This window comes from Kitasatospora sp. Xyl93, from assembly GCF_055383135.1.
Genome location: NZ_AP029185.1, coordinates 5,614,686 through 5,629,098, shown reverse-complemented (window position 1 = coordinate 5,629,098; position 14,413 = coordinate 5,614,686). Strand labels below are relative to the sequence as shown.

The window sequence follows — 14,413 nt, the reverse complement described above, 5'->3', positions numbered from 1 at the left end:
TGATGGGCGGGACGTGCGAACGGCCGGAGTGCTCCGGCAGCGGCAGGATCGACGCCGACGGCTACTGCGACGAGTGCGGGCTCGCCCCGGCGGGCCGGACCACCCCGACGCCCCCGGCGGCCGGGACCGCCGCGCCGCCCCAGGCGTCCGGGACCGCCGGGGCGCTCCAGGCGTCCGGGGCGCTCCGGGCGGCCGGGACGTCCGGCTTCCGGGCCACGGCGGCCGGCCCCGGTTCGCCCTGCCCGCGCGACTGCTCCGGCACCGTCGACCCGGACGGCTACTGCGACGAGTGCGGCCTGACCCCGCCCGCCGGCGACACCGGCGCCACCCGGCCCCACGTCCCCTCCGCCCGGGTCTCCGCCGGCTCCGGCCCGCACGGCTCGGCCCGCTCGGCGTCGACCCGCACCGGCTCGGCCCGCTCGATGTCCGGCCGCTCCCGCTCGCACCGCTCCACCCGCACCGGCAGCGGCCGCTCGCTCTCGGTCCGCTCCACCCGGGGCGGCGTCAGCGCGGGCACCCGCAGCCGGCTGGGCGCCGGCCTGGTCACCGTGCCCACCGTCGAGGCGGCCGACCCGGCCCGGGCGGTGCTGGCCGACCCCGAGGTGCCCGAGCGCAAGCGGTTCTGCTCCAAGTGCGACGCCCCGGTGGGCCGGGAGAAGAACGGCCGCCCCGGCCGCCCGGACGGCTTCTGCACCAAGTGCGGAACGCCGTACTCGTTCACGCCCAAGCTGCGCCGCGGCGACCTGGTCGGCGGGCAGTACGAGGTGGTGGGCTGCCTGGCGCACGGCGGGCTCGGCTGGATCTACCTGGCGGTGGACCGGCGGGTCAACGACAAGTGGGTGGTGCTCAAGGGCCTGTTGGACACCGGGGACGAGGACGCGCTCGCGGTGGCCGTCGCCGAGCGGCGCTTCCTGGCCGAGGTGGACCACCCGAACATCGTCCGGATCATCAACTTCGCCGAGCACCCGGACCTGCGCACCGGCTCCACCGACGGCTACATCGTGATGGAGTACGTCGGCGGGAAGTCGCTCAAGGACATCGCCAACGAGCGCCGCACCCAGGACGGCCGGCGCGAGCCGCTGCCGGTCGAGCAGGCGATCGCGTACGCGCTGGAGGCGCTGCCCGCCCTGGGCTACCTGCACGGCCGGGGCCTGGTGTACTGCGACTTCAAGATCGACAACGTGATCCAGAGCGGCGACGCGCTCAAGATCATAGACATGGGCGCGGTCCGCCGGCTCGACGACGACGGCCCGATCTACGGCACCATCGGCTACCAGGCCCCGGAGATCGCCACCGACGGCCCCTCCGTCGCCTCCGACCTGTACACCGTGGCCCGCACCCTCGCGGTGCTCACCTTCGACTTCCAGGGCTACAGCGGCACCTACCGCGACTCGCTGCCCGGCCCCGAGCAGGTCGAGGTCTTCGCCCGGTACGAGTCGTACTACCGCTTCCTGGTCCGCGCCACCGACCCGGACCCGGCGCGCCGCTTCGCCTCCGCCGAGGAGATGGCCGACCAGCTCACCGGCGTGCTGCGCGAGGTCCTGGCCCTCCAGGACGACCGGCCCCGGCCCGCGCCGTCCACCCTGTTCGGTCCCGAACTACGCGTCGTGGACACCGAGTTGGTCCTGCCCACCGAGCAGCCCGGGCAGCTGCGGGTGGCCCCGCTGGACCCGGCCGCCGCCGCCCTCGCGCTGCCCGTCCCCCGGGTCGACCCCGGCGACCCCAACGCCGGGTTCCTGGCCGTCCTGGTCACCCCCGACCCCGGGGAGACCCTCGCCGCGCTGGCCGCCGCACCCGCCGTCTCACTGGAGAGCCGGCTGCGCGAACTGCGCGCCCTGCTCGAACTCGGCCGCCACGACGAGGCGGTGGGCCGCCTCGCCGAGCTGGAGCGGGACCAGCCGGACGACTGGCGGGTGGTCTGGTACCGCGGCCTGACCGCACTGGTCGGCGGCTCGTCCGACACGCCTCGGGCCGAGGGGCGCGCCGACGCCCTGCGGATCGCCGCCGAGGCCTTCGACGCGGTCTACGACGCCTTCCCCGGCGAGGCCGCCCCCAAGCTGGCCCTCGCCGTCTGCGCCGAACTGCTCGGCGACGGCGGCGACGCGGCCGAGTTCTACCGGCTGGTGTGGGCCACCGACCACGCCTACCTGAGCGCCGCCTTCGGGCTGGCCCGGGTCCGGCTGGCCGAGGAGGACCGGACCGGCGCGGTCCGCGTCCTGGAGACCGTCCCGGCCACCTCCAGCCAGTACACCGCCGCCCGGATCGCCGCCGTCCGGGCCCGGCTGCGCGAGCGCCGGCCCACCGACGACCTGGCCGCCGACCTCGGCGCGAGCTCCGCGCAGCTGACCGCGCTGCGGCTGGACGCCCGCCGCCGCGAGGAGCTCTCAGTCGAGGTGCTCGACGCGGCCCTCGGCTGGGTCGGCGCCGAGGCGGCCGCCGGCCGGCGGGCCACCGACCTGGTGGTACTGGGACGTCCCGCACAGGAGCGGGAACTGCGCTTCGCCCTGGAACAGTCCTACCGGGTACTCGCCCGGTTGGCCGACCGGGCGGAGACCAGGATCGAGATGGTGGAACGGGCCAACCGTGCCCGTCCCAGGACGTGGGTGTAGCAGATGCCGCAGCAGACCGAGTGCCCGAGCTGTTCGGAGCCGATGGACCCGGAGGACGCCTACTGCGGCTCCTGCGGGACCGGCCGGGACGGCCGGGCGGCCCCCGGCTCGATGCCGACCAGCTGGGCCGCCGCGCGCGGCGAGGCCGTACCGTCGCCGCGCGGTCCGGTCTGCGTGCACTGCGGGCAGCCGCAGGTCGCCGCGGACGGCTACTGCGAGGGCTGCGGCGGCGCCCAGCCGCGCCCGCGCGACCACATGGAGAAGTCGCTCGGCGGCGTCGCCGGGGTCAGCGACCGCGGCGTGCGCCACCACCGCAACGAGGACTCCTTCACCGTCGCCGCGACCTCGCTGCCCGGCGGCGAGCCGGTCGTGGTCGCCGTGGTGTGCGACGGCGTCTCCTCCTCCGACCGTCCGGACGAGGCCTCGGAGACGGCCGTGGACGCCGCCTCAGAGTCGCTGCTGACCGCCCTGGAGGCCGGCCGGGACGCGAACCAGGCGATGCGCCAGGCCATCGCCGACGCCGCGCAGGCCGTCGCCGACCTCGCCACCGACGGCGCCGGCCCCACCCGGCCCGACCTCAACGCGCCCGCCTGCACCTACGTCAGCGCGATAGCCGCGGGCGGGCGGGTCACCATCGGGTGGGTCGGCGACACCCGGGCGTACTGGATCCCGGACGACCGCGCCGCCGCCGAGCCGTTCCGGCTCACCCAGGACGACTCCTGGGCGGCCCGGATGGTCGAGGCCGGGCTGATGGGCGAGGCCGAGGCCTACGCCGACCCGCGCGCGCACGCGATCACCGGCTGGCTGGGCGCCGACGCCGAGGAGGTCGTGCCGCACACCCTCGACTTCACCCCGCACGTCCCCGGGGTGGTGCTGATCTGCACCGACGGGCTGTGGAACTACGCCGAGGCGGCCACCGACCTGGCGTACTACGTGCGCCCGGACGCCCGCACCGAACCGCTCGCCACGGCGCAGACCCTGGTGAAGTTCGCCGTCGCGGCCGGCGGCCACGACAACATCACCGTCGCCGTGCTGCCGATCGACCCGCCGGCCGCCGCCGTGGCGGAGGCCGAGCAGAGCCCGACCGCGCTGGACCTGCCGGTGGTCGTCCCCCGGCCCGCCGGTCCGCCGGCCGCGGAGGACGACGAGGCCTACGAGCCGACCCTGCCGGACATCCCGGTGATCGGCTCCCCCGCCGCCCCGCTGCCCCCGGCCCCGCCCGTGCCCCCGGCTCCGCCCGCACCCCAGGCTCCGCCCGTCCCGCCGACCGCCCCCGCGGCGCCCGCCCCGCCCGCCGTACCGCCCGTCCCGCCGCAGCCGCCGCACCCGCCGACGGCCTGACCGACCACCCCGCCGGACGCTCCGGCACCACGGCCCGCCGGCCCGTCCGGCGGGCCGCCCCACCGTCCTGAGCACGTCCACCCCTCACCCGACGGGAGCCGACCGCCCCATGGCAACACTGGCGAAGCCGAACCTGCCCAGGTTCGACGTGGAGATCTTCCAGAACGAGTACCTGGCGGACGGCGCCCGCGAGGTCAACGCCATCGTCACCGTCACCGCGACCGGCGGCGGCACCTCCGGCGGCCGGCCGCTCGGCTTCGCCGACGCCACCCCGGCGGGCGCCGGCACCGCGGCGGCCGTGGTCATCCTGGTGGACTGCTCGGGCTCGATGGACTACCCCAAGAGCAAGCTGAACGGCGCCCGCGAGGCCACCGCCGCCGCCATCGACGCGCTGCGCGACGGCACCGCCTTCGCCGTGGTCGCCGGCACCCACGAGGCCCGCGACATCTACCCCGGCGACGGCACCCTCGCCACCGCCTCGGCCGCCACCCGCCAGCAGGCCAAGGAGTCGCTGCGCCGGCTCACCGCGGCCGGCGGCACCGCGATGGGCACCTGGCTGGCCAAGGCCGACACGCTCTTCCTCACCCGCCGCGACATCGCCATCCGGCACGCCGTCCTGCTCACCGACGGCAACAACGAGCACGAGTCGGCCGAGGACCTGGCCCGCACCGTCGAGCGGGTGACCGGCCACTTCACCGCCGACTGCCGCGGCGTGGGCACCGACTGGCGGATCGACGAGCTGCGCCGGATCTCCTCGGCGCTGCTCGGCACCACCGACATCGTCGCCGAGCCCTCCGGCCTGGCCGAGGACTTCCGCTCGATGATGGCCGGCGCGATGGGCAAGCAGGTCGCCGACGTCGCGCTGCGGATCTGGACCCCGGCCAACGCCACGGTCAGGTTCGTCAAGCAGGTCGCCCCCGCGGTCGAGGACCTGACCTCCCGGCGCACCGACGCCGGCCCGCGGGCCGGCGACTACCCCACCGGCTCCTGGGGCGACGAGAGCCGCGACTACCACGTCTGCGTCGAGGTGCCGGCCGCCGCGGTCGGCAACGAGATGCTGGCCGCCCGGGTCAGCCTGGTGCTGCCCGAGCAGGTCGCCGGCGGCACCCCCGAGGTGCTCACCCAGGGACTGGTCAAGGCGGTCTGGACCGACGATCTGGCCTCCTCCACCCGGATCAGCCCGCAGGTCGCCCACTACACCGGGCAGGCCGAGCTCGCCTCCTCCATCCAGGAGGGCCTGGAGGCCCACCGGGCCGGGGACGTCGACCGCGCGACCGCCAAGCTGGGCGCCGCCGTCCGGATCGCCCACGCGACCGGGAACGACGGCACCTACAAGCTGCTCCAGAAGGTGGTGGACGTGGTGGACCCGAAGGAGGGTACGGTTCGGTTCCGTAAGAACGTGAGCGAGGCCGACTCGATGACCCTTGAGACCCGGTCGACCAAGACGGTACGTGTGAAGAAGTGACCGCTGAAGACGTGACCGGGCCGGCGCCCCGGCGCGACGCCGCACCGAGCCGGCCGGAAACGAGGGGGACCTGATGCCGATCTGCCCGAGGGGCCACGAGTCGCAGGCCGAGGACTGGTGCGACTTCTGCGGCTTCCCGATGACTCCGCCGGCCCCCGCCCCGGGGGCGCACGGCGGCTACCCGGGGGCGCCCGGGGGCGACCCCGCGCCCGGCGCGCACCCCGGATACCCGGGGCACGGCGGCGCCTCCTTCGGCGCGCCTCCGCCCCCGCCGCCGATGCCGCCGGGGGCCGTCCCGCCGCCCGGGGCGCCCCTGCCGCCCCCCGGCACCGTGCCGCCCCCGCCGCCGCACGGCGGCATGCCCCCGCACGGGGCCGTGCCCTCGCACGGAGCCGTCCCGCCGCAGGCCGGGCAGCAGGGCCTCACCGCGGGCCTGGTCGTCTGCCCGATCTGCCGCAGCCCGCAGACCGGACGGTTCTGCGAGGAGTGCGGCTACGACTACGAGCTCTCCACGCCCTCGCGCCGCCAGGTACCCGGCGCCGGCCACACCCCGCCCGGCCCGGCCCAGCAGCCGCCGCTGAACATCCCGGCGTCGTACGGCGGCACCCCGCCGCAGGACCCGTACGGGCAGCCGCCGTACGGGCAGCCGCCGGCCGCCCAGCAGGCCGTCGCCCCGCCCGTACCGCAGCAGCCGCAGGCCCCGGCGCACCAGCACACCTACGGCTACCCGCCCGCCCAGCCCGCCGGCGGCCCGGAGGGGTCCGCGCCGGAGGGCGCGTTCCCCGACAGCCCGGTGCGCGAGGACTCCGGCCCGGTGTACGCCCAGCCGGCCGGCCCCGGCCCGAACAGCCGCGGCGGCGACTTCGGCACCTCCTTCCACCTGGCCCCGCCGCAGCACCAGCAGCCCCAGCAGCCCCAGGAACCCGTTGCGGCCGAGCCGGTGCGGGCCAACTGGATCGCCGTGGTCTCGGCCGACCGGGACTACTTCACCGAGATGATGGCCCGCAGCGGCCCCGAGGCGGCCGGCCTGTTCTTCCCGCCGTACTGCCCCGAGCGCCGGATCCCGCTGACCGGCCGCGGCCAGCTGCGGATCGGACGGCGCAGCCAGCACCGCGGCACGGTGCCGGAGATCGACCTGTCCGTCCCGCCGGAGGACCCGGGCGCCTCGCACCAGCACGCGCTGCTCGCCGAACAGGCGGACGGCAGCTGGGTGCTGGTGGACCAGGACTCGACCAACGGCACCACCATGAACGGCGGCGCGGAGCCGGTCACCCCGCACACCGCGGTGCCGCTGAACGACGGCGACCGGATCCACATCGGCGCCTGGACCACCATCACCGTGCACCGGGGCTGACCGGGCCGCCGGCTGAAACGGCGTCCGCTGAAAGACCGTCGAAGGATTTTCTGATGGCCGGTCAGTGACAACTCCGGTCGGGCCGGGCGGAATTAGACATCCGCCCGGCCCGGCTTTGTTTCCCCGTTCCTCAAAATATCCGCAAATTCGTCGGCTCCGACGTGCACAGGAGGCTTCACAACCCCTAGGCTCAGGGCACATGACTGCTGCTATATCCGCTGACGGCATCCGCCAGCGGTACGGGGATGTGCAGGCTGTCGACGGGGTGTCCTTCACCGTCGAGGCCGGCGAGTTCTACGGGATCCTGGGCCCCAACGGGGCCGGGAAGACCACCACGATGGAGATCCTGGAAGGCGTTCGGAAGCCTGACGAGGGCCGGATCCAGCTGCTGGGCATGGAGCCCTGGCCGCGCAATCCGAAACTGCTGCCGCGAATCGGCGTGCAGTTCCAGGCGACCGCTTTCTTCCGGAAACTGACGGCCCGGGAGACCATCCGCACCTTCGCGTCGTTCTACGGGGTCGGCCCCAAGCGGGCCGACGCGATGCTGGAGCGGGTCGGCCTCTCGGAGAAGGCCGAGACCCACACCGACAAGATGTCCGGCGGCCAGGCCCAGCGCCTGTCGATCGCCTGCGCACTGGCCCACGACCCGGAGCTCGTCTTCCTGGACGAGCCCACCACCGGTCTGGACCCGCAGTCCCGGCGCAACCTCTGGGACCTCCTGCGGGACATCAACGCCGAGGGCCGCACGGTCGTGCTGACCACGCACTACCTGGACGAGGCCGAGGTGCTCTGCGACCGGGTCTCGATCATGGACCACGGCAAGATCCTCCACACCGGCGCCCCGGCGGCGCTGATCCGCGAGATCGACGACACCGTCCGGATCAGCGTGGCCTCCGGCCAGCTCCCGCTGGACCGGGCCCGGGAGCTGCTCACCGCGGCCGGCGCGGACATCGCCACCCTGGAGGACGACACCGTCTCGCTCTCCGTCTCCACCCGCCTTCCGGCCCCGGTGCTCAGCGTCCTGGCCGAGCAGAACGCGCTGCGCGGCCTGGAAGTGCGCGGCGCCACCCTGGAGGACGTCTTCCTCCAGCTGACCGGACGGGAGTTCCGCGCATGACCGCCACCCTTCCCACCGAGCCGCAGGCCCCCGCCCGGCGCGGCGGCCCGGCCACCGGCGAGCGGGAGCGGGTCAGCGCGTTCTGGAGCCTGTCCCGCGCCATGCTGCTCGGGATGAAGCGAGACCGCACCGCGACCTTCTTCATCCTGCTGTTCCCGCTGGTGTTCCTGGTGTTCTTCGGCGCCGTGACCAAGGGCTCCGGCAGCCCGCACGCCAAGGTGGCGCAGGTCGGCGCGGTGAAGCTGTTCGACTCGATCCAGGGCGAGGACCGGGCCGGGCTGGAGAAGGTCCTCACCATCACGAAGACCGACGACGAGGCCGCCACGCTGGAGAAGGTCCGCAAGGGCGACTACGACGCGCTGATCAAGCAGGGCCCGGACGGCAAGGTCGAGCTGCGCTACACCGCCGCCGACCAGGTCCGCGCCGGCGCGCTCCAGGGCATCCTCAACTCGGTGGTCCAGAGCGCCAACCAGGCGGCCACCGGCCAGAAGCCGGCCTTCGTGCTGGACTCCCAGCAGGTCGAGGACAAGTCGCTCAAGCCGATCCAGTTCCTCACCCCCGGCCTGCTCGGCTGGGCCGTCGCCACCGGCGCGGTGTTCGGCGCGGCGCTGACGCTGGTCAACTGGCGCAAGACCAAGGTGCTGCGCCGGCTGCGACTGGCACCGATCAGCGCGGGAACCGTGGTCAGCTCCCGGGTCCTGGTCTCGCTGCTGACCGCGTTCCTGCAGACCGCCGTCTTCCTGGTGGTCGCGACCAGCTTCTTCGGGCTCAAGCTCACCGGGAACTGGTGGCTGATCATCCCGCTGGTGGCCTGCGCGACGCTCGCCTTCATGTCGATCGGCCTGCTGGCCGGTTCGGTCGCCAAGACCGAGGAGGCGGCCAACGGCATCTCGCAGATCATCGTGCTGCCGATGTCGTTCCTGTCCGGCTCGTTCTTCCCGATGGACGGCGCCCCGGACTGGCTGCAGGCCGTCTCCAAGGTCATGCCGCTGCACTACCTGGTCGACTCCGCCCAGTCGGTGCTCACCCGCGGCGGCGGCGTCATGGACGCCGTGCCGACCATGGGCGGCCTGCTGCTCTTCGCGGCCGTGCTGACCGGCATCTCCTGGAAGCTGTTCCGCTGGGAGGACTGACCCTCCTCCCCTGACGTCCATGCGACGCCCTCGGCCGGCGTCCGCCGGTCCGGTCCCGACGGGGTCGTACGCCTTTGGTCCCGGTGTACGACCCCGTCGGCGTCTGCGACCATGGTCGGGTGAGAGAGATCCGGCGAGGCACGTTGAGCGAGGAGACCTTCTACGACCAGGTCGGCGGTGAGCCGACCTTCCGGCGGCTGGCCCACCGGTTCTACGAAGGCATCGCCGAGGACGAGTTGCTGCGGCCGATGTACCCCGAGGACGACCTCGGGCCGGCCGAGGAGCGGATGGCCCTCTTCCTGATGCAGTACTGGGGCGGCCCGCGCACCTACAGCGACCGGCGCGGCCATCCGCGACTGCGGATGCGGCACGCGCCGTTCAAGGTCGACAAGGCCGCGCACGACGCCTGGCTCACCCACATGCGGGCGGCCGTGGCGAGCCTGGAGCTGCCGGCCGAGCACGAGCAGCAGCTGCTCGAGTACCTGACCTACGCCGCCGCCTCGATGATCAACACCCCGGGCTGAGCCCCCACCGGGCCCCTGGGGGTCACCACCCCGGGACGAACCCAAGCCGGGCCCCCGGGGTCACCGGACCGGGCTGAGCCCCAGCCCCGCGCCCGGCGCGGCCGTGGTGCGCACCGCCACCGAGCCCGCCGGGGCGCTCAACCGCAGCCAGCCGCCCGCCCGGTGCACGGTCAGCGGGGCGCCGGGCTTCAGGAAGCCGATCACGTACGCGGCGTGCGGCGCCCGCAGCGGCAGCTCGGGCAGCACGGTGACCGGGCGGGACCAGATCTCGTCGGCCAGCGCGTCCAGCACCGCGCGGGTCCGGTGGTGCGCCGGGACGGCCTCGCTGCGCTCGCGGAACTCCCGCACCCCGGCCATGAGTTCGGGGTACACCTCGGCCACCGGCGGGGCGCCGACCGGCCGCCAGCCGGTGCGCGGCGGCAGCAGCCCGGCCCAGGCCGGGCCGGTCACCGGCGCGGGCAGCGCGACGGCGCCCGCCTCGGCGTCCACGCCGTCCAGCAGCTGACCCGCCGAGACGGTCAGGTCCACCGGCTCGTCCAGTCCGTCCAACCGCACGGTACGGATCGCCAGCGCGCCCGAACCGCCCAGCGGCAGCCGCCCGAAGACCGCCAGCACGCCGTCCCCCTCGCCCGGGCCCACCGCCTGGAGCCGGACGGCCGCCGCCCGGTCGAAGCGCAGCAGGCGCAGCAGGAAGGCGGAGAGGTCGGCGGCCTCCCCGGTGTCGGTCAGGGCGAGACGGGCGGTGATGGTCACAGCGGTTCAGTCCGAATCGTCAGGTGGGGTCAGACGGTGGCGACTACCGGCTCTTCGTCCATGAAGCGGCCGAGGAACTCCCGCTCCACCGGCGAGATCCGGCGCGGCCGGCCCTCGGCCAGGTCGTAGGGGACGACCACGGTGGACGCCCGGACGTACACGATGTCCTCACCGTCCTCGGCGACGTCCTTGATCTCGTACGAGACGGTCAGCGAGGCGCCGCCGATCTTCGTCACCCAGGTCTCGATGGTGACCGGCTCGGGCCGGTGCACCAGCGGGCGCTTGTAGTCGATCTCGTGGCGGGCCACCACCGAGCCGCCCGCGAACTCCCCGGCACCGGCCGCGGCGGCCTGGGTGAACATGAAGTCGATCCGGGCCTCCTCCAGGTAGCGCAGGAAGACCACGTTGTTGACGTGCCCGAAGGCGTCCATGTCGGACCAGCGCAGCGGGCAGGCGTAGATGTGGCGAGCCACGGGAGTTCTCCTCGGTGTCCGGTCGCCCGCCGCCGCGCACCGCCGGTGCGGCGGACGGCGGCGACGGGCCGCGGCCCGGCAGGCCGCCCCGCAGGGCGGTCCGCCGGGCCGTCGTGACGGCTGGGTGTCAGCCTCGGGTCAGCTTCTTGTAGGTGGCCCGGTGCGGACGGGCGGCGTCGGCGCCGAGCCGCTCGATCTTGTTCTTCTCGTACGACTCGAAGTTGCCCTCGAACCAGAACCACTTGCTCTCGCCCTCGTAGGCGAGGATGTGGGTGGCCACCCGGTCCAGGAACCAGCGGTCGTGGGAGATGACCACGGCGCAGCCGGGGAACTCCAGCAGGGCGTTCTCCAGCGAGGAGAGCGTCTCGACGTCGAGGTCGTTGGTGGGCTCGTCGAGGAGCAGCAGGTTGCCGCCCTGCTTGAGGGTGAGCGCCAGGTTCAGGCGGTTGCGCTCACCGCCGGAGAGCACGCCGGCCGGCTTCTGCTGGTCCGGGCCCTTGAAGCCGAAGGCCGACACGTAGGCGCGGGACGGCATCTCGACCTGGCCGACGTTGATCCAGTCCAGGCCGTCGGAGACGACCTCCCAGAGGGTCTTCTTCGGGTCGATGTTGGCGCGGCTCTGGTCGACGTAGCTGATCTTGACCGTCTCGCCGACCTTGACCGTGCCGCTGTCCGGGGTCTCCAGGTCCTGGAGCATCTTGAACAGGGTGGTCTTGCCGGCGCCGTTCGGGCCGATGACGCCGACGATGCCGTTGCGCGGCAGGGTGAAGCTCAGGTCGTCGATCAGGACCTTCTCACCGAAGGCCTTGTTGAGGTTCTCGACCTCGATGACGACGCTGCCCAGGCGCGGGCCCGGCGGGATCTGGATCTCCTCGAAGTCCAGCTTCCGCATCTTGTCCGCCTCGGCCGCCATCTCCTCGTAGCGGGCCAGACGGGCCTTGGACTTCGCCTGGCGGCCCTTGGCGTTGGAGCGGACCCACTCCAGCTCCTCCTTGAGCCGCTTGGCGCGCTTGGCGTCCTTCTGGCCCTCGACCTTGAGACGCGACTGCTTGGTCTCCAGGTAGGTGGAGTAGTTGCCCTCGTACGGGTAGGCGCGGCCGCGGTCGAGCTCCAGGATCCACTCGGCGACGTTGTCCAGGAAGTACCGGTCGTGGGTGACGGCCACGACGGTGCCCTTGTACTTCTCCAGGTGCTGCTCCAGCCAGTTCACCGACTCGGCGTCCAGGTGGTTGGTGGGCTCGTCGAGCAGCAGCAGGTCGGGGGCCTCCAGCAGCAGCTTGCAGAGCGCGACGCGGCGCTTCTCGCCACCGGAGAGCTTGGTGACCGGCCAGTCGCCGGGCGGGCAGCCCAGGGCGTCCATGGCCTGCTCCAGCTGGGCGTCCAGGTCCCAGGCCTCGGCGTGGTCCAGGTCCTCCTGGAGCTTGCCCATCTCGTCCAGCAGGGCGTCCGAGTAGTCGGTCGCCATCAGCTCGGCGATCTCGTTGAAGCGGTTGAGCTTCCCCTTGATCTCCTTGACGCCGTCCTCGACGTTCTCCAGGACGGTCTTGGACTCGTCCAGCGGCGGCTCCTGGAGGAGCATGCCGACGGTGAAGCCGGGCGAGAGGAAGGCGTCGCCGTTGGAGGGGTGCTCCAGACCGGCCATCATCTTCAGCACGGTCGACTTACCGGCGCCGTTGGGGCCCACGACGCCGATCTTCGCTCCGGGGAGGAAGCTGAGCGTCACGTCGTCAAGGATGACCTTGTCTCCGTGAGCCTTGCGCACCTTGCGCATCGTGTAGATGTATTCCGCCACGTGAGATCGCTCCGGCGTCGTCGGGAGTATTCGGCTTGCAGCCTTCCATTGTGCCGCACCCGGCCCGGAGCCCCGAATCGCCCAGGTGACCCCGCGGGGGTATCCGGGACGACCCCTGCCCGCCCGGCCCCGTCTCCACCTCCCCGGTGCCGGAAAGGCGACGGCCCGGCTACCCGCAGCGGGTGCGGGGAGCCGGGCCGTCCAGGCCGCGCTCAGGGCGTCGGGAGGTCACTGCCTCCCGGCCCGGTCGGGCGGTTCAGCCGGTTCAGGCGGTGCTGCGGCCGTGGCGGCCGCGGCGGCGCAGGACGAAGACGGCGGCGCCACCGGCCACGACCAGGCCACCGGCGACGGCGGCGAGGATCGGGGTGGAGTCATTGGCACCGGTCTGGGCCAGGCCACCGGTGCCCGGGGCGGCGCTGGTGGTCGCCGGGGCCGGCTGGCCGGCACCGTTGCTCGGGGTGCTCGACGCGGTCGCGGTCGGGGTGCCGGACGGCTTGCCGGTCGCGGCCGGGGTGGTCGGGGCCGGGGTCGGCGTCACGCCGACCTTGCAGTCCAGGGTGCCCGTGAACTGCTTGGAGAAGCCGTTCGGACCGGACACGGTGATGTCGTAGCGGGTCTTCTCCTCGACCTTGACGACGACGCTCTCGGTCTTGCCCGGCTGGACGGCGACCTGCTGCTTGCCGACCGTGACGGTGGCGGCCTCGTCACCGGTGTTGGTGACGGACACCCGCACACCGCCGGCGGCGCACTCCTCCTTGGCGGTGCTGTCGATCAGCGCGCCCTTGCCCTGCTTCCAGGTGGCCTTGGCGCCGGCCGCGACGTTCACCTTGGTGGAGCTGGCCAGGATCATGGTCTGGCTGTGACGGCCGCGGGAGTCCACGTCGCTCATGAAGACCCGGCCGCCGAGCACGCTGGCCTCGGCGGTGGCGTTGATGGCGGCCTTGCCGTCCGGGGTGCCGGCCGGCACGTCCAGGAACAGCGGGGTGTCCTTGCCGATGGGGCCGGCCAGGCTGCCGTTGACCGGCTTGTTGTCCTTGTCCAGCAGCTTGACCTTGTCCGCGGCGTCGCCGGTGACGGTCAGCTTGACCTCGTTGGCGCTGGAGTTCAGCAGGAACGGGCCGAGCTTGCCGCCCGACTTCCCGGAGACCGAGTCCGGGGAGAGGGTCAGCGAGGGCTTCGGCTCGGCCGCGACGCCCTTGTTGGCGTCGCCGACGAGGTACTCGCGCAGCTTCTTGGCCTTGTCGTTGCGCGGGGTGGCGGTCTTGTTGTCCGAGAACTTCCAGATCGCGGCCTGGGTGCCGGCGGCGGCGTCCGCCTCGCTCAGGTTGTCGACGTGGATGGCCGCGGCCAGGGACGCCAGGCTCGCCTGCGGGTACGAGTTGTCCAGGATCCAGCGGATCTTGGGGGCGTTCGCGTTGCTGTTGAGCGAGCTCGACGCCCAGTCCGCCTCGTGGTACTTGGCGTTGCTGTCCAGGTAGACCGGGTTGTCGAAGTCGATGCAGTACGTCCGGAGCTTCTCGCCGGCGCTCGTCTTGAGGGTGAACAGCCCGCCGTCGACGGTCCTGCCGTCGACGTCGATCTTCTCGCCGAGCATCTCGTTCTGGACTTCCGCGGTCACGCCCGAGCTCGGGGTGCCGGCCGCAGCCGCCGCACCGGCCGCGAACAGGCCACCGCCCAGCGCCAAGCTGGTCGTGAGCATGACAGTGGTTATCCGGGACAGACTCCGCCCCTGCCTCTGGAACATCTGGGATCCCTCCGGGCCGGGCCGCTCCGAGTGGGCGGCCCGCCGACTTGCCGTTCCGCGCATGCCCCCTGTGGCGCTGCTGCGGGTATGAACCAGACGAATCCTATT

11 protein-coding genes are annotated in these 14,413 nt (G+C 73.4%); 7 read left to right on the top strand and 4 right to left on the bottom strand.

What is annotated here, in order from left to right:
* Positions 1–2 precede the first annotated feature (2 nt).
* The 7 genes from ACZ5GH_RS24945 to ACZ5GH_RS24915 all read left to right on the top strand — a co-directional run bounded on the left by ACZ5GH_RS24945 (position 3) and on the right by ACZ5GH_RS24915 (position 9,543).
* Complete coding sequence (locus ACZ5GH_RS24945) at positions 3–2,609, top strand: serine/threonine-protein kinase (protein WP_464335266.1); 2,607 nt, start codon at positions 3–5, stop codon at positions 2,607–2,609.
* Between the two features lie 3 nt (positions 2,610–2,612).
* Positions 2,613–3,950 carry a protein phosphatase 2C domain-containing protein gene (locus ACZ5GH_RS24940; protein ID WP_387757842.1) on the top strand — a complete coding sequence of 446 codons (1,338 nt, stop codon included), beginning with the start codon at positions 2,613–2,615 and terminating at the stop codon, positions 3,948–3,950.
* 109 nt (positions 3,951–4,059) lie between these two features.
* Complete coding sequence (locus ACZ5GH_RS24935; protein ID WP_387757841.1) at positions 4,060–5,415, top strand: vWA domain-containing protein; 1,356 nt, start codon at positions 4,060–4,062, stop codon at positions 5,413–5,415.
* 73 nt (positions 5,416–5,488) lie between these two features.
* Positions 5,489–6,769 (top strand): FHA domain-containing protein, encoded by a 1,281-nt coding sequence (locus ACZ5GH_RS24930; RefSeq protein WP_387757839.1) that lies wholly within the window; start codon positions 5,489–5,491, stop codon positions 6,767–6,769.
* Positions 6,770–6,968: 199 nt separating this feature from the next.
* On the top strand, positions 6,969–7,886 hold the full coding sequence (locus ACZ5GH_RS24925) for an ABC transporter ATP-binding protein (RefSeq protein ID WP_401111628.1): 918 nt from the start codon (positions 6,969–6,971) through the stop codon (positions 7,884–7,886).
* Entirely contained in the window at positions 7,883–9,019 is a 1,137-nt protein-coding gene (locus tag ACZ5GH_RS24920) for an ABC transporter permease (RefSeq protein ID WP_387757837.1), read from the top strand. Before ACZ5GH_RS24925 ends, ACZ5GH_RS24920 begins: the two co-directional genes overlap by 4 nt.
* Before the next feature lie 119 nt (positions 9,020–9,138).
* Positions 9,139–9,543, top strand: coding sequence for a globin (locus ACZ5GH_RS24915; protein ID WP_387757836.1), 405 nt, complete (start codon positions 9,139–9,141; stop codon positions 9,541–9,543).
* A 60-nt stretch (positions 9,544–9,603) separates the two neighbouring features.
* Here ACZ5GH_RS24915 and ACZ5GH_RS24910 read toward each other — a convergent pair whose 3' ends face one another.
* The 4 genes from ACZ5GH_RS24910 to ACZ5GH_RS24895 all read right to left on the bottom strand — a co-directional run bounded on the left by ACZ5GH_RS24910 (position 9,604) and on the right by ACZ5GH_RS24895 (position 14,260).
* Positions 9,604–10,296, bottom strand: a complete 693-nt coding sequence (locus ACZ5GH_RS24910; RefSeq protein WP_387757834.1) for a hypothetical protein — start codon at positions 10,294–10,296, stop codon at positions 9,604–9,606.
* A 29-nt stretch (positions 10,297–10,325) separates the two neighbouring features.
* Positions 10,326–10,769 carry an acyl-CoA thioesterase gene (locus tag ACZ5GH_RS24905; protein ID WP_387757833.1) on the bottom strand — a complete coding sequence of 148 codons (444 nt, stop codon included), beginning with the start codon at positions 10,767–10,769 and terminating at the stop codon, positions 10,326–10,328.
* A gap of 127 nt (positions 10,770–10,896) precedes the next feature.
* Positions 10,897–12,561, bottom strand: a complete 1,665-nt coding sequence (ettA, locus tag ACZ5GH_RS24900; protein WP_387757831.1) for an energy-dependent translational throttle protein EttA — start codon at positions 12,559–12,561, stop codon at positions 10,897–10,899.
* A gap of 265 nt (positions 12,562–12,826) precedes the next feature.
* On the bottom strand, positions 12,827–14,260 hold the full coding sequence (locus ACZ5GH_RS24895) for a Cys-Gln thioester bond-forming surface protein (RefSeq protein WP_387757829.1): 1,434 nt from the start codon (positions 14,258–14,260) through the stop codon (positions 12,827–12,829).
* Between the last annotated feature and the right edge of the window lie 153 nt (positions 14,261–14,413).